The organism is Novosphingobium sp. (assembly GCF_019748365.1).
Classification (GTDB): domain Bacteria; phylum Pseudomonadota; class Alphaproteobacteria; order Sphingomonadales; family Sphingomonadaceae; genus Novosphingobium.
The window spans coordinates 1-17,589 of the sequence record NZ_JAIEPN010000182.1 but is presented as its reverse complement, the minus strand read 5'-3'; the positions used below and the strand labels follow the sequence as shown (position 1 = coordinate 17,589).

At 66.5% G+C, this 17,589-nt stretch carries 15 protein-coding genes; 7 read left to right on the top strand and 8 right to left on the bottom strand.

All coding sequences use genetic code 11. The features are described 5' to 3' along the window. Window positions 1-69 precede the first annotated feature (69 nt). From K5Q19_RS19775 to K5Q19_RS19755, 5 genes are read right to left on the bottom strand one after another with little or no spacing between them, the layout of a single operon-like run. Window positions 70-1,053: an NADPH:quinone reductase gene (locus tag K5Q19_RS19775; protein ID WP_292948690.1), complete on the bottom strand. Its 984-nt coding sequence runs from the start codon at window positions 1,051-1,053 to the stop codon at window positions 70-72. Then, on the bottom strand, window positions 1,053-1,850 hold the full coding sequence (locus K5Q19_RS19770; RefSeq protein WP_292948688.1) for an SDR family oxidoreductase: 798 nt from the start codon (window positions 1,848-1,850) through the stop codon (window positions 1,053-1,055). The genes K5Q19_RS19775 and K5Q19_RS19770 overlap by 1 nt, the downstream gene beginning before the upstream one ends. Before the next feature lie 29 nt (window positions 1,851-1,879). Then, window positions 1,880-1,996 carry a cytochrome bd-I oxidase subunit CydX gene (gene cydX / locus K5Q19_RS19765; protein WP_292929958.1) on the bottom strand — a complete coding sequence of 39 codons (117 nt, stop codon included), beginning with the start codon at window positions 1,994-1,996 and terminating at the stop codon, window positions 1,880-1,882. 15 nt (window positions 1,997-2,011) lie between these two features. Beyond that, complete coding sequence (cydB, locus tag K5Q19_RS19760; RefSeq protein ID WP_292948717.1) at window positions 2,012-3,160, bottom strand: cytochrome d ubiquinol oxidase subunit II; 1,149 nt, start codon at window positions 3,158-3,160, stop codon at window positions 2,012-2,014. Window positions 3,161-3,172: 12 nt separating this feature from the next. Beyond that, window positions 3,173-4,762, bottom strand: a complete 1,590-nt coding sequence (locus K5Q19_RS19755) for a cytochrome ubiquinol oxidase subunit I (RefSeq protein ID WP_292948686.1) — start codon at window positions 4,760-4,762, stop codon at window positions 3,173-3,175. 84 nt (window positions 4,763-4,846) lie between these two features. Between K5Q19_RS19755 and K5Q19_RS19750 the strand changes: the two genes are divergently transcribed. The 3 genes from K5Q19_RS19750 to K5Q19_RS19740 all read left to right on the top strand — a co-directional run bounded on the left by K5Q19_RS19750 (window position 4,847) and on the right by K5Q19_RS19740 (window position 8,403). Next, window positions 4,847-6,373: an ATP-binding cassette domain-containing protein gene (locus tag K5Q19_RS19750; RefSeq protein WP_292948684.1), complete on the top strand. Its 1,527-nt coding sequence runs from the start codon at window positions 4,847-4,849 to the stop codon at window positions 6,371-6,373. Continuing rightward, complete coding sequence (locus tag K5Q19_RS19745) at window positions 6,370-7,965, top strand: ATP-binding cassette domain-containing protein (RefSeq protein ID WP_292948682.1); 1,596 nt, start codon at window positions 6,370-6,372, stop codon at window positions 7,963-7,965. Before K5Q19_RS19750 ends, K5Q19_RS19745 begins: the two co-directional genes overlap by 4 nt. Window positions 7,966-8,049: 84 nt before the next feature. Continuing rightward, window positions 8,050-8,403 carry an EthD domain-containing protein gene (locus K5Q19_RS19740; RefSeq protein ID WP_292948681.1) on the top strand — a complete coding sequence of 118 codons (354 nt, stop codon included), beginning with the start codon at window positions 8,050-8,052 and terminating at the stop codon, window positions 8,401-8,403. Between the two features lie 7 nt (window positions 8,404-8,410). Here K5Q19_RS19740 and K5Q19_RS19735 read toward each other — a convergent pair whose 3' ends face one another. Beyond that, a complete protein-coding gene (locus tag K5Q19_RS19735; RefSeq protein WP_292948680.1) occupies window positions 8,411-9,283 on the bottom strand; it encodes an AraC family transcriptional regulator in 873 nt (290 codons plus the stop codon). Between the two features lie 90 nt (window positions 9,284-9,373). On the opposite strand from K5Q19_RS19735, the gene K5Q19_RS19730 reads away from it, so the two are divergent. From K5Q19_RS19730 to K5Q19_RS19720, 3 genes are read left to right on the top strand one after another with little or no spacing between them, the layout of a single operon-like run. Beyond that, entirely contained in the window at window positions 9,374-10,183 is an 810-nt protein-coding gene (locus K5Q19_RS19730) for a phytanoyl-CoA dioxygenase family protein (protein WP_292948678.1), read from the top strand. Beyond that, window positions 10,180-11,724 carry an alpha-amylase family glycosyl hydrolase gene (locus K5Q19_RS19725; RefSeq protein ID WP_292948676.1) on the top strand — a complete coding sequence of 515 codons (1,545 nt, stop codon included), beginning with the start codon at window positions 10,180-10,182 and terminating at the stop codon, window positions 11,722-11,724. Before K5Q19_RS19730 ends, K5Q19_RS19725 begins: the two co-directional genes overlap by 4 nt. Beyond that, window positions 11,721-13,895: a GH92 family glycosyl hydrolase gene (locus tag K5Q19_RS19720; protein WP_292948674.1), complete on the top strand. Its 2,175-nt coding sequence runs from the start codon at window positions 11,721-11,723 to the stop codon at window positions 13,893-13,895. Before K5Q19_RS19725 ends, K5Q19_RS19720 begins: the two co-directional genes overlap by 4 nt. On the opposite strand, the gene K5Q19_RS19715 is transcribed toward K5Q19_RS19720, so the two are convergent. Then, complete coding sequence (locus tag K5Q19_RS19715) at window positions 13,892-14,752, bottom strand: enoyl-CoA hydratase (protein WP_292948672.1); 861 nt, start codon at window positions 14,750-14,752, stop codon at window positions 13,892-13,894. The genes K5Q19_RS19720 and K5Q19_RS19715 overlap by 4 nt on opposite strands. 147 nt (window positions 14,753-14,899) lie before the next feature. Between K5Q19_RS19715 and K5Q19_RS19710 the strand changes: the two genes are divergently transcribed. Then, a complete protein-coding gene (locus K5Q19_RS19710) occupies window positions 14,900-15,688 on the top strand; it encodes an SDR family oxidoreductase (protein WP_292948670.1) in 789 nt (262 codons plus the stop codon). Window positions 15,689-16,320: 632 nt separating this feature from the next. Here the strand turns inward: K5Q19_RS19710 and K5Q19_RS19705 are convergent. Beyond that, on the bottom strand, window positions 16,321-17,505 hold the full coding sequence (locus K5Q19_RS19705; protein ID WP_292948669.1) for an amidohydrolase family protein: 1,185 nt from the start codon (window positions 17,503-17,505) through the stop codon (window positions 16,321-16,323). Between the last annotated feature and the right edge of the window lie 84 nt (window positions 17,506-17,589).

Genomic DNA, 17,589 nt, shown 5'->3' with positions numbered 1-17,589 from the left:
CACGTCGGTTCACGCGGGCGGCTGATGCACGGGATGGGCGATTGCCCCGCCCCTCGTCAATCGTGAAACTCAATCTATTGTAATCACGGCATTGCCGATGAGGCGCCCGGACTCGACCGCCGCGTGCGCCTGTGCGCTGTCCGCCAGATCGAACGTCGCGGCGATGGCGTGCTGCAAGGCGCCTTCGTCCAGCGCGGCGGTCAGCCGCGCGATGGTCGCTGCACGTTCCCTTGCCGAAAGCAGATAGACCAGCAGCATGCGCAGCGTCGCATGGCGGAACATCAGCGGGTAGAACGGCAGCTTCGGTTCGGCATCCGACATCGAGCCATAGGCCGCAATCACCCCGCCCTCACTGATCACGGCGGAAGTCACCGCCAGATTGCCGCCGAATTCGACCTCGACCACGCGGTCGACAGGCTTGCCCGCATTGGCGGCGAGGATAGCCGCAGCAGCATCGCCAGCGCGGTAGTTGATCACCGCATGCGCGCCCGCCGCTTCGGCCGCAGCCGCCTTTTCCGGCCCGCTCACGGTCGCGATGACGCGTGCGCCGCCCCAGCGGGCAAGCTGGATGGCATAATGCCCCACCGCGCCTGCGCCGCCCGTCACCAGCACGGTCTGCCCGGTGACATCGCCATCGGCAAACACGGCATGGCACGCGGTTGAAGCCGGAATGCCGAGGCAGGCGCCTGCCGTGAAGCTCGTGCCCTGCGGCAAAGCCACGGCTTGCACTTCGGGAAGGCACACGAACTGGGCACAAGTACCGAAAGGCCGCCTGTAAGCCGCATTCCACACCCAGACCCGCGTCCCGATCCGCGATGTCACCACGCCCTCGCCCACGGCATCGATCTCGCCCGCGCCGTCCGAATGCGGGATGACGCGCGGGAATGCGATGGGGCCGCGCACGCCGGAGCGCGACTTCACGTCGGAAGGATTGACGCCCGAGGCATGCAACCGGACGCGAACTTCGCCCGGCCCCGGTTGGGGATCGGCCATTTCGCCCAGCCGCAGCACGGCCTCGGCAGGCCCCGTTTCTTCATACCAGACAGCGCGCATCAGGCCTCCATATCCAGCGACAGGCTTTCGGTATGGCCGTCGATCGCAATCGCCTGACCGGAAATGCGCGCCCCTGCCGGTGACATCAGGTATAGCACCATCGCCGCCACGTCCTCCTTGGTCGCAAAAGTGCGCAGCGAGGTCTGCCGCTTGTACTCGCGCTCAACCTCATCGGCCGTCAGCCCCCGCTCTGCGGCATCGGCGGCGATGACCCGATCGATCCGCGGACCCTCCACGCTCCCCGGGCAGATCGCGTTGGCACGGATGCCCTCGGGGCCAAGTTCCATCGCCAGCGTCTTGGTCAGCCCGATCAAGGCCCATTTGCTCGCCACATAAGGCCCACGCAGCGGACAGCCGAATAGCCCGGCGGTCGAGCTCATGGTGATGATGGCGGAACCCGGCGCGCGCTGGCGCAGCAGCGGGATCGCGCGCCGCGTCATCAGGAACATGCCGTTGAGGTTGACGCCAATCGTGGCATTCCACGCGTCCACCGGCTGGTCCTCGAACCGTGCGGTCGGCCCGGCAATCCCGGCATTGTTGACGAGAAGATCGATCCCCGCCTCGCCGCGCGCGTGAAGATCGCCTTCGACCCAGGCATAGAACGCCTCGACCGAGGCAGGATCGCTGACATCGCAAACCCTCGCGGCAAGGCCGTCGCGATCACTCCCAAGCGCCGCGATTGCCGCCGCATCCTGATCGCCGACATAGACCCGCCAGCCTTCTGCCCGCAGCGCCTCGGCCATGGCGAGGCCGATGCCGCTCGCCGCAGCCGAAATCACGGCGACGCGCCGCTCCATCCTCGCTTGCCCCCTGCCTTATGCGCTGCCTAGTCGTGCACGGTCCGGTCGCTGGCCGGGTCCGAATGAAACTCGTGCCAGATGCCATTGAGGATGGCGACGCTTACGGCAAGGCCAAGGCCCAGAATCCACGCGAAATACCACACGGGGCTTGCTTCCTCTCAGTACATGTCGGGGTTGAGGCGGATTTCCTCGGCGCCGATGCGGCCGAACATCACCCGGTAGGCCCAGGTGGTATAGGCGAGCACGATCGGCAGGAAGACGACGACCACCACGAGCATGATGAACAGCGTGAGGTGGCTGGACGAAGCGTTCCACACCGTGAGGCTGGAAGCGGGATCGATCGAACTGGGCAGGATGAACGGGAACATCGAAAGCCCGACCGTGGCGATGATGCCCAGAACCGCGAGCGATGACCCGCAAAAGGCCAACAGATCGCGGCGCATGCGCAAACCCACGAGCGAAACGACCGGGCCAAACAGGCCAAGCACCGGTGCGGCTATCATCCAGTGATGCTCTGCAAAGTTGGCAAGCCACGCACCCGGCGCTGCCACCGCGCGGGCCAGATGCGGATTGGAAGGCCCGCCCGTATCAACCACTTCGGCCATGCGAAAGCCAAGCCCGCCCCAGGCGACATAGGCTCCGCCCGCTGCGAAGAGCACGAACGCCGCCCCGGCGGCCACCGCTCCGTACCGGCGCGCGCGGAACTGGACCGGCCCCGGCTCCAGCTTCATCGCCAGCCAGCCGGCCCCGTGTGCAACCAACATCGCCACCGAAAGCAGCCCGGAAAGCAGGCTGAACGGGGTGAACAGCCCAAGCAGCGAGCCCTCGTAGAACGTGCGCAGATCGCCATCGAGCCGGAACGGCGCACCGATCAGCACGTTCCCGACGGCCACGCCGAAGACCAGCGCAGGCACAAGTCCGCCAACAAACAGCGCCCAGTCCCACCGCGCGCGCCATGCGGGCTCCGGCCGCTTCGAGCGATACTTGAAAGCCACCGGTCGCAGGATCAGCGCCGCCAGCACGAGAAACATTGCGAGGTAGAAACCGGAGAAGCTCACCGCATAGACATAGGGCCAGGCCGCGAAGATCGCCCCGCCGCCGAGGATGAACCACACCTGGTTGCCTTCCCAGGTCGCGCTCACGGTGTTGATCACCATGCGCCGCTCGAGATCGTTCCTCGCGACAAACGGCAGCAGCGCCATCGCGCCGAGGTCGAAACCATCGGTCAGCGCAAAGCCGATCAGCAGCACCCCGATCAGCGCCCACCAGATCAGGCGCAAGGTCTCGTAATCAAGCGGCAGCGCCACCATGCCTCTCCCTTACTCGGCCGGAACGCTGTGCCAGGGGCTTGGCGCACCGGGCGGCGGCACCGGATCGCGGCGGGGCTGCCACGGCGTATAGCCTTCCGGCCCCTTGCGGATCGTCGTCAGCATCAGCCGCACCTCGATCACCGCAAGCACGCTGTAGAGCAGGGTGAAGCCCGCGATCGTCGTCCATATCTGCGTGGTGGTGAGGCTCGAGGCGCCCATGAAAGTCGGCAGCACGCCATCCACCACCCAGGGCTGGCGACCGATCTCGGCCACCATCCAGCCCAGTTCCGCCGCGATCCACGGGAGCGGGATCATCAGCACGGCGGCGCGCAGGAACCACTTGGCATCGAAACGCCGGGTATTGGCGAGGACCAGGGCCGTGGCAAAGAAGGCGATGAACAGGAAGCCGAGCCCCGCCATCGCGCGAAACAGCCAGAACAGCGCGGGCACATTGGGCACGGTGGACCACGCCGCCTTGTCGAGCGCAGCGGCATCGGCCTTGCGCGGATCGGCGACGAAGCGCTTCAGCAGCATCGCATAGCCAAGATCCATCTTCGCGCTTTCAAACTGCGCTCGGGCGGCCAGGTCCTTCGGATTGGCCTTCAGCTTCTCCACCGCATCATAGGCGATCAGCCCGTGCTCGATCCGCGTGCGAGCGTGGGCGACCAGCGGATAGATCCCCTCGACCTGCCCGGTGAGGCTGCGCGTGCCGATGATGCCGAGCACATAGGGAATCTTCACGGCGTAGAGCGTCTCGCGCCCCGCATTGGAAGGCAGGCCGAACACCGCGATCCCCGCCGGTGCCGGTTCGGTGTGCCATTCGGCCTCGACGGCCGCGAGCTTCATCTTCTGGTTGTCGGTCAGCGTATAGCCGCTCTCATCCCCCAGCACGACGACCGAAAGCGCCGAGGCGAGCCCGAACGCCGCCGCCACCGCGAAGCTGCGCTTGGCAAGTTCGAGATGCCGCCCCTTGAGCAGATACCAGGCCGAAACGCCGAGCACGAACACGCTGGCCGTCACATACCCCGCGCTGACCGTGTGCACGAACTTGGCCTGCGCGACCGGGTTGAAGACGACGTCGTAGAAGTTCGTCACTTCCATGCGCATCGTCACGGGATTGAATTCGGCGCCGACAGGGTGCTGCATCCAGCCGTTGGCAATCAGGATCCACAGCGCGGAGAAGTTGGAGCCGATCGCGACCATGAAGGTGGTGAAGAGGTGCTGGCGGGGGCTCAGCTTGTCCCAGCCGAAGAACATCAGCCCCACGAACGTGGCTTCGAGGAAGAAGGCCATCAGCCCCTCGATCGCCAACGGCGCGCCGAAGATGTCGCCCACGTAATGCGAGTAGTAGGACCAGTTAGTGCCGAACTCGAACTCCATGGTGAGGCCGGTTGCGACGCCCAGCACGAAGTTGATTCCGAAAAGTTTGCCCCAGAAACGGGTGATATCCCGCCAGATCGGGCGGTCGGTCATCACATAGACGCTTTCCATGATGACCAGAATGAACGACAAGCCGAGCGTGAGCGGCACGAACAGGAAATGGTACAGCGCGGTCAATGCGAACTGCAGCCGGGAGAGTTCCACCACTGCCATATCCATCGCGTGTGCCCTTTCGTGGCCGCAGCGTGGCAGCGATGCCGAGTCTGACGCTGCCTCCTGCGTCCAACTAAACGAATCCGAATCATGAGGATAGCCAAAGCGGCGGGCTTCGCCTGGACATCCGATGTCTTTGGGGCAAGCGTCTTCGCGTGGGGGGCCGCGAGCGCGCTCGACGCACAGTTGCAAGGCATGGCGGGCATGGCGACCGGTGCGGCCCTCATGCTGCTGGGCGGCCTGCTGCGGCTCGCCAGCCAGTTTGGCGCGCAGGTCATCGGCTTCGATGAAGGTCGCGCTCTGGCCCGCTTGCGGCGCAGTGCACTGTTTCCGCGCCTGCTTTCGATCGCGGGCCCTTCCGCACCTGCACTGGGCGCAACCGCGACTTTGGGTATCGACCATATCGCCGCAGAACAGGCCCGCGCCGCGCGGTTCGATCCGGTGCGCAAGTCCGCCACGCTTGCCCCCATCCTCGTCGTCCTCGTGGTCGCCTTGCAGAGCCGGGTGGCCGCGCTGATCCTGTTCTTCACGCTGATCCCTTTCGTGATCGGCATGATCCTCGCCGGCGGTGCGGCGCGGCAGGCGGCGGACCGGCAGATGGCGGCCATCACCGCACTGTCCGCGCTCTATGTCGATCGAATCCGCCACTTGCCGATCATCCGCCACTTCGCCGCGGAAGACCGGATCGCCCGGCAGGCCGGCGGCGCGGCGCAGGATGTGGCGGAGCGAACCATCGCCGTCCTGCGCGCGGCGTTTCTGTCGAGCGCGGTGCTCGAATTCTTCGCGGCACTGAGCGTGGCGCTGGTCGCCGTCTATTGCGGGTTCAGCCTGCTCGGCCTGCTGCCCTTCACCCCGCCCGAGCATCTGGACTACCGCGCGGCGTTCTTCGTGCTGGTGATGGCGCCGGAATTCTATCTGCCGATGCGCCGCCTCGCCGCCGCGTACCACGAGAAGCAACTGGGCGAAGCGGCCGAGAAAGCGCTGGCCGAGGTTCCGAAGCCTGCCGCCCGCCCTGCCGCATCCGCACATGTCGCGCTGCGCGATGTGGTGGTCGAATGGCCCGGCCACCGCATCGGCCCGATCAGCTTCGACCTTGGCGCGCGCGGCCTTGTCTGCGTGACCGGGCCGACCGGCAGCGGCAAGACCAGCCTGCTCGCCGCGATTGCCGGGCAAGTCACGCCGAGCGAAGGCACGCTTGAAACCATGCCGGCCGAGGCCATCGCCTGGGCCGGACAAGTGCCGCTGTTGCTGCCGACAACGCTGGAGGACAACCTGCGGCTGGGCAGGCCGGACGCCAGCGCTGCCGACGTTGGAGAGGCCGTGCGCGCGGTCGGGCTCGACGCGCTGCTGGCGCGGCGGGCGGAGGGCCTTGGCACCGCGATCGATCACCATGGCGCGTGGCTTTCGGGCGGTGAGCGGCGGCGGCTCGGGCTTGCCCGCGCACTGATCGCGGACCGCCCTCTGCTGCTGGCCGACGAGCCGACTGCCGACCTCGATGCGGCCAGCGCCGAAAGCATTATCGCGCTGCTGGTGGCAGAGGCGAAGCGGCGTGCGGTGATCGTCGCCACGCATGACGAGCGCCTTGCCGCCGTCGCCGATCAGGTGATCGCACTGTGATAGCGCTGCGCTTTCCCCTTCCGCTCCCGCCGCGTGTGCGGAGCCGCATTGCATTGGGCTTTGCGGCAGCGCTCGCGGCCGGTGTCGGCGGTCTTGTGCTGCTGGCGCTTTCGGGCTGGTTCCTCACCGCCGCCGCGCTCGCGGGGGCAAGCGGCGTGGCGGCGATTGCGGGGTTCAACTATCTCATTCCCAGCGCAGCGATCCGCGGGCTGGCCGTGGTGCGCACGGCGGCGCGCTATGGCGAACGGCTGTGGAGCCACGAAGCCGCGCTCCACGCGCTGGCGGGCCTGCGGAGCACCCTGTTCACGCGGCTTGCCCACGCCGATGGCCGCAGCGCACCGGATCTCGCCAGCGGAGATGGAAGCGCGCGGCTGATCGGCGATATCGCGGCGCTCGAGGACCTCGTCGTGCGGCGACCGGGCATTCCCGCGGCCTTCGGGACGATGCTGATCGGGCTGGGCGCCGTGGCGCTCGCGGGATGGCTTGCGGCGCTGCTGCTGGTTGGCATTCTGGCACTGCTGCTGGCCGCACTTGCCACGCTGCCACCCCGCCTGAGCGCCGCACCGGCGGCCGCAGCGGCTGAAGCAACCGCGCAGCTGCGGCGCATGCTGGTGGACTATGCCGGGGCGCGCAACGAGATCATCACGTATGGGCTGGCAGACAGCGTTACCGCGTTGCTGGTGGCCGAAGCCGATCGGATCGATGATGCGCAGCGCCAGCTCGCGTGGATCGAGGCGGCAAGTGGCGGGTTGCTGATCGTTGGCAGCGCGCTAGCTGCGGCCGCGACGCTGCTCGCCAGTGCCGCCTCGCCGCCGCTCACCGCCCTTGCCATGCTGGCGGCAACGGCGAGTATCGAGGCAGTGGCCGCCATCGCCCGCTCCAGCGCGCGGGAGGCTGCGGTCGCCGAAGGAACGCAGCGGCTGCGCGTGCTCCTCGCCCTGCCCGCGCCGGAGCAGGACAAGGCCATCGTGGCAGCGCCGTTGCCACTTGGCCTTGGCGCGGCAGATTTTGCACCGGGCAGCCGTATCGCGCTGACCGGGCCTTCGGGTTCGGGCAAAACGCAGGTGATCGAAGCGCTCGCCGGGCTGCGGACACCAGCCCATGCACTCGCCCTTGGTGGCACACCGCTGGCATCGCTTTCGGATGCAGAAATCCGCGCGCAGATTGCGCTCGCACCGCAGGAGCCGATGCTGATCGCCGGAACCGTTGCCGACAACTTGCGCCTCGCACGGCCGGGGATCGACCCAGCCGCGATGGAGCAGGCCTTGCGCACCGCACAGCTGTGGGAACGGATCGAGCGCATGCCGCAGGGGCTCGAAACCCTGCTGGGCGAGGACGGCGGCATTCTTTCCGGCGGCGAACGCAAACGCCTCGCGCTGGCGCGGGCGCTGCTCGCAGAGCGGCCCTGGCTGCTGCTCGACGAGCCAACCGAAGGCCTCGATGTCGCAACCGAAGCCGCTCTCGTCGCGGCGCTTGACGGCTGGCTCGATGCAACGGGAACGGGCCTTCTGATTGCCTCCCATCGCCCCACGCCGCTGGCCTTGGCGCGGGTGCAGGTTCCGGTCGAAGGGGTTCCGCCCGCAGCAGGATAGGCCGTGGCGGCTTGCCTAACCTATTCGCCAGCCGCACCGGTCCCGCCTATCGGATAGACAGGTCTCACCCAAGCGGAGGCCCACATGACAGTCACCGTCCTCACTCTGCTCAAGCGTCGCTCCGACATGAGCAAGGCTGATTTCATCGCCTATTACGAGACCCATCATCGCCTGATCGGCGAGAAGGTGCTCGGCCCCTGGGCGATCCGCTACGAGCGCAAGCACCTTCATCCGATGGACGGCAGCGATGTCGATCACGATTTCGATGTGGCGATGGAGATCGAGTTCGCCGATGAGACGGCGATGGCTGCCTGCTTCACTGCGCTGGCCGAGCCCGAGACGCGGCGCGAGATCACCGAGGACGAGGAGCGCCTGTTCGACCGCCCGCGCATGCGCGTCTACCGTGTGGAGCAGCATAGCTCGATCATGCCGGGCTGAGCGTTTTTCAGCCCTTCAGCAGCATCTTGCGGTGCGCCGATGGGCTGACGCCGAAGACAGCCCGGTAGACTTGCGAGAAGTAAGCGTGCGAGTGGAAGCCGGTGCGATAGCCGATTTGCGAGACCGAAAGGTCCCCGGTCGCGAGCATGCGCGCGGCCTGCTGGAGGCGCAGGCGAGTCTGATAGGTCACGAACCCGCTGCCGAAGGTCTTGGTGAAGCGGCGCGAGAAGTACGAGGGGGATAGCGCACACAGCGAGGCGGCTTCGGCAAGATCGAGGGGCTTGCCGGGAAAGCGCTCCCAATGCTGGAGCAGCGGGCGAAAGGGGGACAAGACCGCCGATGGCCCCGCCTCGCGCGCGTCATTTGCCCCGAACGCGCCCTTCAGAGCGAGCAAGAGCGCTTCGAGGATCACGCGCACCTGCGTTTCGGGATCACCGGCCGCAAGGCTGGCCGAGAGCCATTCGAGCAACAACGCCAGGCGCTGCGCGGCAGGCGCATCGGGCGTGGCCGCGCAGACCGTCAGCGGCAGCGCGGGGAGAGCGGGATCGATGGCAAGCGGATCGAACTGCACCAGCGTCCAGCGGCGTTCACTCGGCGCGAAGGCGAAATCGTGGATCGCCATGCCCGGCGCGTAGAGAACCGAACCGGGCGCAAAGGCCCATTCGCCCGCCTCGCTGATGAAGCTGCCGGTGCCTTGCTCGAGGAATACGAGCTCTGCGGGGCCGTGGAAATGGACGAACGGCTCGGGGACGGGCGTGCCGGGTGGCTGGTGAACCCTCTCAAGCCGAACCGAGCGCCCGGGCGGAAGAGCAACAGGTTCGGAGAGCGCGGGCAGCATGACAAGATATTGATAGCTTATCGCCGGAATTGTCGCAATCATGCCGCGTGATGGCAGGAAACTCTACAGCTATAGTCCGGCGCGCAGTCCCTACCCGGATCGCCTCAACGCCAGACTGAAAGCGTGAATGCCATGCTCGACCTGCCCTACGCCGTCCCGCACGATCTGATCGAGCGCTATGCGCGCGAGGGCTTCGTGCGCCTGCCCGGCCTGCTCGACGCAGACATGCTGGCGCACTATGGCGAGGAGATCACCCGGCTGACCCTGGCGCTCAATACACAGGACAAGCCGCTTGAAGAGCGCGAGACTTATGACCGCGCGTTTCTGCAGGTGATGAACCTGTGGCGCTCTTCCGAGATCGCGCGCCGGTTCGTGTTCGGCAAACGGCTGGCCGGCGTGGCAGCGCAGCTGATGGGCGTGAAAGCCGTGCGGCTCTATCATGACCAGTCGCTCTACAAGGAGCCTTCGGGCGGGTTCACCCCGGCACATGCCGACCAATATTACTGGCCGCTCGCCAGCGACCGCGCGATCACGGCATGGATTCCGCTGCAGCCGGTGCCATACGAAATGGGGCCGCTGGAATTCTATAGCGGCAGCCATCACAGCGAGCTTGGCCGCGATCTGCCGATTTCGGATGAAAGCGAGGCGCGCATCACCGCCGAGATGGAAGCGCAAGGCCACCCCATCGACCGCGCGGCCTATGCGCTGGGCGATGTCAGTTTCCATGGCGGCTGGACGTTCCATCGCGCCGGGCCAAACCGCAGCGAGCGGCCGCGCTCGGTGATGACGATGATCTACATCGACGCGGAAATGACCGTGGCCGAGCCCGTCAACGCCATGCAGCAGGCCGATCTGGCGCAATGGCTGCCGGGGCTCAAGCCGGGCGATCCGGCTGCTTCGCCACTCAATCCGGTGCTGCTTGATGGCGGACTGCCGCAGTGAAGTGGGGGATCGTTCTGGCGGCCATGCTGGCCCTTGCCGCTCCGGCCGCCGCGCGCGCGCCATCCCCGCGCCCGGAGATGGTCTACCACATTTTCGTGCGCAGCTTTGCCGACAGCAATGGCGATCGTCAGGGCGATCTTCGCGGCATACGCCATCGGCTGGATTATCTGCAGCGGCTGGGGGTGACGACCTTGATGCTCACCCCGCTCTACCCGTCGCAGTTCTATCACAACTACTTTGCCGACGATTTCGAGGGGATCGATCCCGAATTCGGCACCATGGCGGACTTTGCAGCACTGGTGCGCGCGGCGCATGCGCGGGGGATGAAGATCGTGCTGGACGAGGAAATCCAGTACGTATCAGCCCGGCATGAATGGCGCACCGCCTCGGCCGGGCAGCCGGAGAGCGCTTACGGCAAGTTCCTGCTCTATCGCGACGGCACGAACCGCGAGCCTGTGCCGACCTTGCTCGGAACCAACGACTTCACCGTCTGGCCGGGCCAAAAGCGGCAGGTCTTCACCGTGAACCTCGCCGAACCCAAAGTGCGGGACTATTTCGCGCGCTATCTTGCGCGCTGGGCCGATCCTGACGGCGACGGCGATCCCTCCGACGGGGTCGATGGCTTTCGCATCGATCACATGATGGACGATCTCGACAACGCGGGGGTGCTGAAAGACCTGCTGGCGGGCTTCTGGGCGCCGATCATCACAAAGCTGCACGGCCTCAATCCGAAGCTGACGATCATCGCCGAGCAGGCGGATTGGGGCGACGGCGCCGCGTTCTTCGCCAAGGGCGGGGTCGACCGGGTCTTCGCTTTCCCGATCTGGCGCGCGGCGGGCAAGCTCGATGCCGCGGGTTTTGCAGCGGCGATCGCCGGATCGAACGCCGCTGTCCCGCCCGGCCGGAACCAGTTGGTCTTCGTCGAGAACCACGATACGCCCCGCTTTGCCCACGGCACGGCGCGGCGGGCGGAGATCCTGCGGCTGGGCGCGGCGATCTCCTTGCTGACCGGGTGGGTACCGAGCCTGTATTACGGACAGGAAATCGGCATGTCGGGCGCGCAGACCGATGACTATGTCGCCAATGCCGATGCGCGCGACATTCCGCTGCGGCAAGCCTTCCGCTGGGTGCCCGATCCGATGGCGGCGGGGAATGCGGCCTGGTATCGGCAGTTCCCCGATGCCTATCACACGCCGGACAGCAACGTGCCGGGCGACGGCGCTTCGGTGGCCGAGCAGGACGGGCGGCCGGGCTCGCTGCTGGAGACCTACCGGACACTGGCAGCCCTGCGGGCGCGCTGGCCAGCGCTGGGACAAGGGACGACGCGGGTTCTCATGCAGCAGGGAGACCTCGTGCTGATCGAACGGTGGGCGAAAGCGGGCAAGGCGCTGGTGCTGTTCAACTTCGGCGGCGGCGAAGCGAGCGCGGCCCTGCCGCTGCCCAGCGGGGCTGCGCGCCGCTATGGCGATGCAAGGAGCACTGGCGCACGTCGCGTTGCAGCCCCGCCTTACTCCGCGACGGTCTGGACAACCGCGCCATGATCGACCGGCGCCGGATGCTCGCGCTGACAGCCGCCGCCGGGGCATGGCCACTCATCAGCCGCGCGGCGGAGGACCGGGCGGGCTTCGTCGATCCTTTCATCGGTACGGACGGCACCGGGCACACCTTCCCCGGGCCAAGTCGCCCCTTCGGCATGGTCCAGCCGGGGCCGGACAACGCGTCGTCCGGCTGGGAGTATACTTCGGGCTACCAGTACCGCGCGCCGCGCATACTGGGCTTTTCGCAGAACCGCGCGAGCGGGACGGGCATTCCCGAACTCGGCGACGTCCTGCTGCAACCCAGCGTCGAGCGGCGCGAGGACTTTGCCAGCACCTATGCCAAGGCGAGCGAAGTGGCGCGGCCGGGCTTCTATGCGGTGACGCTGGCAGACAATGGCGTGCGGGTGGAGCTCACCTCGAGCTTGCGCAGCGCGCTCCACCGCTATCGCTTTGCGCGCGGCGGCCGGGTGTGGGTGCTGGTGGATCTGCAGCATGGCCTGACCTTCCGGACGGACCGGCAGCCGGTGCAGTCAGTCGCCAACAGCTTCAGCGCCGATGGCTTCGAAGGCGAGGCCCTACGGCAGAACTGGACGACCCGGCACGTGGCGTGGTCGGCCATGTTCAACCGGCCCATCGCCGAAGTGGAAAAGCTGCCGCCCCGCCCCGGCGATGCCGCACCGCGTTATCTGCTGGGCTTCGATCTGGGCGAAGACGCTTTGCTTCAGGTGCGGATCGGCCTTTCCACGACCGACCGTGCAGGCGCGCGGCGCAACCGGGACGAGCGCGGCGGTTGGGATTTCGATGCCGTCGCCGCGGAAAGCCGCAGCGAATGGAGCGCCCTGCTCGGCCGCCTCCGCATCGACGCGCCGGTGCAGCAGCAGCGCATTCTGGCAACCGCGCTCTATCACCTGTTCCTGCATCCCTCGGTGGTGAGCGACGTCGATGGCCGCTGGCGCGGGCCGGATGGCAAGCTGCGGCAGGTGGCCAAGGGCCTGCGCTATTCCACGCTCTCGCTGTGGGACAGCTTCCGCGCCGCCAATCCGCTCTACACCCTGCTGGTGCCGGAGCGGGTCGACGATTTCGTGAACACCCTGCTCGATCACGGCGATGCAGCCGGGCGCCTGCCGAAATGGCCGATCTGGGGCGGCGAGACGGGCACGATGATCGGCGAACCGGCGCTGCCGGTGATTGCCGATGCCTGGGCCAAAGGCTTTCGCGGCTTCAGTGGCGAGCGCGCGCTGGCAGCCATGCTCGCCACCTCCACGCGCGATGCGCAGCCGCTCTATCCCGGCGACACGTCGCTTTCGGTCTGGTCGCTCTACGACCGCTACGGCTACTACCCCTTCGATCTCGCCGGCGGCGAGGCCGTCTCGCGCTCGCTCGAAGCGGGGATCGGCGATACAGCGACGGCGCGGATGGCGGCCATGCTGGGGAGGAACGACCTGGCACGCCGCTTCGGAGTGCGCGCGGCTGGCTGGCGGCAGCTGATCGATCCCGAAACGCGCCTCGCCCGCGGGCGCGACAGCAAGGGCCTTTGGCGCACCCCGTTCGATCCGCTGGTACCGACATCGCCGCTCAACAATCCGGGCGACTACACCGAAGCCAACGCCTGGCAATACTCATGGACGCCAGCCTTGCATGATACGCAGGGGCTGATCGAGGCATGGGGCGGCAAGGCAGGCCTCAAATCCATGCTCGACAGCTTCTTCTTCGGCCTGCCCGCCACCAAGGGCGCCGAATACCTCGGGCAGGAAGCGATGATCGGGCAATATGCGCATGGCAACGAGCCGAGCCACCATATCGCCTGGCTCTATGCGTTCACCGACAGTCCCGAGACCGGCCACCGCCTGATCGCGCGGATCGCGCATGACTTCTACCGCGACGTCCCGGCCGGGATCATCGGCAACGAAGACGCCGGGCAGATGAGCGCGTGGTATGTGTTCGCCGCGCTCGGGTTCTATCCGGTCGATCCGTCGAGCGGCGCCTATGTCGCCGGAGTGCCGCTGGTGCGCCGTGCAACGATCACGGTCCCCGGGCGTCGTCCGCTGGTGATCGAGCGTCGGGGCGCGGGTGAGCGGCTGCGGTCCCTGCATCTCGATAGCAAGCCAGTGCGGCCCACCCGCATCCCGCACCGCGCGCTGACGGCGGGCGGAACGCTGATGTTCGAGACTTAGTCCTTCCGGCTCGCCCGCGCCTCGCGCTTGATGATGTCCAGCCCTTCCGGATCGACCAGCTGGCCAAACATCGCGAAGTTGTTGGCATGGCCGAACTGGTGGAGATTGAACGCGGACTGGATCGCATTCCACATGCCCTGCGCGTCCATCGACTGGTTGACGCTCATCTTCGCGGTCTTGAGCCCGATGGCCGGGCGCGAGGCGATCTTTTCCGCCATCTTGAGCGTGTAGCTCTCGAGCTCTGCGCGGGGCACGACTTCATTGACCATGCCAAGCGTCTTGGCCTCCGCCGCGCCGATCGGCTCGCCGGTGAACAGCAGCTGCTTGGCCTTGCGGTGGCCAAGCTCGAAGGCGTGGACGAAGAACTCGTGCCCGTTCATGCCGAAGGCGACCACCGGATCGGAGAATTCGGCATCGTCGGCGGCGATGATGAGGTCGAACGGCCAGATCAGCATGAGCCCGCCGGCGATTGCCTTGCCCTGCACGGCCACGATGATCGGCTTGGGCAGATTGCGCCAGCGCCAGCAGAAACCGAGGTAGACTTCCTGCTCGCGCGACATGTGGCCTTGCGGTCCGGAATGACGATAACCACCGAAGCCGAGCACCGGCGGACGCAAGTCGCCGATGCGGACACGGTCGCTGAGATCATGGCCCGAGGAGAAGTTCTTGCCCTCGGAGGCAACAATCACGACGTTCACCTCGTCATCGTCCATCGCGATATCGAGCGCGTCGTTGATTTCGTAGAGCATGCGCAGGCCTTGCGCATTGTGCTTTTCCGGCCGGGCCAGGGTGATCCGGGCGACGCGTTCTGCGGGCCGGTCATAGCGGATGTCCTCGAAAGCCGGCATGTCACGCATCGTCGTTATCCCTTCCTGTTCCCGCGTCGGCGGCGCATTTGACACGGTAATGCACCGGCAGCGCGGGCCTGTCCGCCCGCATATTCGCCAGTTTACGCGGGTGCCGCGAGGAAGGATGCCTCGCATCGAACGGAAAAGGGATTGGTGATGGACTTGGGAATTGCGGGCCGCAAGGCACTGGTCAACGGCGGCAGCGCCGGGATGGGGCGCGGCGCCGCGCTGGCATTGGCGCGCGAGGGCGCCGAGGTGTTCATTTCCGCGCGCGGCAAGGATCGGCTTGAGGCGACCTGTGCCGCGATTGCCGCCGAGACCGGCGCCAAAGTACATGGGATTGCTGCCGACCACGCCAGCGACGAGGGCCGCACCGCGATCCTTGCCGCTTGCCCCGATCCCGATATCTTCGTCGCCACTTGTGCGCCGCCGCCCTTCACCGGCGACTTTCGCGATGTCTCGCGAGAGGAGTTCGAGCGTTCGGTGGCGACCGCACTCCTCAGCCCGATCGACTACATCAAGGCGGTGTCCGTGCCGATGGTCGAGCGGCGCTGGGGCCGCATCGTCAACATCAGCACCGGCGCGGCCAAGTATCCGGCCGCCATGCGCGTGCTGTCAGGCCCGCCGCGCGCCGCGCTTGCCAACTATTGCCATGCCATCTCGAAGGAGCTTGCCCGCTTCAACGTGACCGTGAACTCGGTGCTGCCGGGCATGCACCACACGCCCGGGATCAAGGACATGATGAACCCGCGTGCGGCAAAGAATGGCCGCACTTATGACGAGGAAGTCGCCGCCTTCGTGAAGGCGGTGCGCATTCCCGCCGGACGTTTCGGCGATGCCGAGGACCTCGGCGCATTGGTCGCGATGCTGTGCAGTGCGCAGGCAAGCTTCCTTACCGGCCAGTCGCTGGTGGTCGATGGCGGGATGGGGACTTCGATCTTTTAGGGTGCGGATGACCGTCTACGCTTCATTCTACCCGTTCGTCATTGCGAGCGCAGCGAAGCAATCCAGAGCCGCGCAGAACCGCCCTGGATTGCTTCGCTACGCTCGCAATGACGAAGTGTGGGGGATGCGCTTCAATCGCTAAGCCGGTTAGGGAAGGCACTAGATCACGTGAACAACTTCAAATGACTGCTTGCGCCCAAAAGGGTGCCGCTGAGGATAGGGCGCCGTCTCAGTCGTATCGGGGATTTGAGTTGGCATACGCAGGGGACAACGCAGCCATCCAAGTACGGCGCCCCGCGCTCTGGTGCTCGCGAAATGCTGAGAGCATTGCCGGATCTGACGATGAAAAGGGTTTGCCAGTTGCCCCGGCAACAGAATAGCGGGACCAGTCATCAAGCAGCGTCTGGCAACGGGCTAAGACAGCCTCTGCTTTCTCGATTGAGACGCCGCGTCCTTCCGGCACCTGTTTTCGAATGCAGGTGGTAGCAGCGCTAATCGGATTATCGGGTGATCCGGTACACGCTGTTAGCACCGCTACGATCCCCAGACAGACAAGGCGTCTCGTAACCCTCATAGAGTTTCAGTAAGCGATCAGTGGAACGGCAGCAATCCAACAATTTAAGCCGCGCCGTCTAAGCCGCTGACCTGTACCCCGCCCCGCGGATCAGCTTGCCGGGCCGCGCGCCGGTGGACTGGTCGAAGCGCCGGATCACCTCGCCCGCCACCACCGTCGCTTCATAGCCGCTCGCGCGCTGGTGGAGGCGGCGGCCGCCGGCGGGAAGATCGCGCACCACTTCGGGGAGGTGGAGTGAGAGGCCATCGAGGTCGATCACGTTGAGGTCAGCACGCTCACCCACCGCGAGCAGCCCGCGATCATGCAGGCCAACCGCCCGCGCCGCCTTGCGGGTAAGCATATGGACGGCTTCGGCCAGATCGAGCTTCAGCGCCCCCTCCCCCTTCACAAACTGGGTGAGCAGATACGTCGAATAGCTCGCATCGCAGATCGCGCCATAATGCGCGCCGCCATCGCCGAGGCCGGGCACGCAATAGGGGTGCTTCAGCATTTCGTGCGCGCTGGCGAGCGAGGCGTTCTCGTAGTTGCCGAGTGCCGCGAGGAACAGGCCGGTGCCGTTGGTTTCGAGAATGCGGTCGTAGGCAATCTCCTGCGGCGTGCAGCCCCGCGCGGCGGCCTGGCCCTCCATGCTGAGGTGCGCAGGCGGCGCATAGTCGGGCGGGTTGTCGAGCGGGAACAGCCAGCGCCAGTTGCGTGCGAGTGCGTTGAACGGGTGGCCGGGGGCGAAGTCTTCGCTCAGCAGCGCCTCGCGCAGCGCGGGATCGCGCATCGCGGCGACCTGTTCGGGGATCGAAAGGTGCGCGATCTTGCTCCAGCTCGGGCAGAGCACGAAGGGATGCACCGTCAGCTCAAGCCCCGCGATCAGGCCAATGGGGCGCGGCATGACTTGCGCGTGGGCCGTGCCGCCCGCCGCATTGGTCTTCTCCAGCATTTCCAGCACGCGGCGCCAGCGCGGCGCGGTATCGTTGCCCGATGCGAGCGTGAAGGTGGCGGGGCGGCCGCTGGCGGCGATCACCCGGTCGATCACGCGGTATTCCTTGTCCCACCCGACGAAGGCATCGAGCACGACCTGAAACGTGCCCGCCCCGACATCGCCCATGCCGCGCGTGATGGCTTCCAGTTCGGCAATATCGGCATCGAATGTCGGGATCGCGCCGCCATCGGCGGTCTTGTGGATCGAAAGGCGCGAGGTAGCGAAACCGATGGCTCCGGCACGCATGGCCTCGGCAGTAAGCTGGCGCATCGTGGCAAGTGTCAACACCGGGATAAAAACGGGCCAGGCACCGGTTTAAAAAGGGGCCAGTTGGGTTGAATAAAAAGCCCCATG

What these genes read in the sequence shown, in the direction of transcription:
- K5Q19_RS19775 (WP_292948690.1), bottom strand. Translation starts at nt 1,053, where the DNA reads ATGCGCGCTGTCTGGTATGAAGAAACGGGGCCTGCCGAGGCCGTGCTG.
- K5Q19_RS19770 (WP_292948688.1), bottom strand. Translation starts at nt 1,850, where the DNA reads ATGGAGCGGCGCGTCGCCGTGATTTCGGCTGCGGCGAGCGGCATCGGC.
- K5Q19_RS19755 (WP_292948686.1), bottom strand. Translation starts at nt 4,762, where the DNA reads ATGGATATGGCAGTGGTGGAACTCTCCCGGCTGCAGTTCGCATTGACC.
- K5Q19_RS19750 (WP_292948684.1), top strand. Translation starts at nt 4,847, where the DNA reads ATGAGGATAGCCAAAGCGGCGGGCTTCGCCTGGACATCCGATGTCTTT.
- K5Q19_RS19740 (WP_292948681.1), top strand. Translation starts at nt 8,050, where the DNA reads ATGACAGTCACCGTCCTCACTCTGCTCAAGCGTCGCTCCGACATGAGC.
- K5Q19_RS19735 (WP_292948680.1), bottom strand. Translation starts at nt 9,283, where the DNA reads ATGATTGCGACAATTCCGGCGATAAGCTATCAATATCTTGTCATGCTG.
- K5Q19_RS19730 (WP_292948678.1), top strand. Translation starts at nt 9,374, where the DNA reads ATGCTCGACCTGCCCTACGCCGTCCCGCACGATCTGATCGAGCGCTAT.
- K5Q19_RS19720 (WP_292948674.1), top strand. Translation starts at nt 11,721, where the DNA reads ATGATCGACCGGCGCCGGATGCTCGCGCTGACAGCCGCCGCCGGGGCA.
- K5Q19_RS19715 (WP_292948672.1), bottom strand. Translation starts at nt 14,752, where the DNA reads ATGCGTGACATGCCGGCTTTCGAGGACATCCGCTATGACCGGCCCGCA.
- K5Q19_RS19710 (WP_292948670.1), top strand. Translation starts at nt 14,900, where the DNA reads ATGGACTTGGGAATTGCGGGCCGCAAGGCACTGGTCAACGGCGGCAGC.
- K5Q19_RS19705 (WP_292948669.1), bottom strand. Translation starts at nt 17,505, where the DNA reads ATGCGCCAGCTTACTGCCGAGGCCATGCGTGCCGGAGCCATCGGTTTC.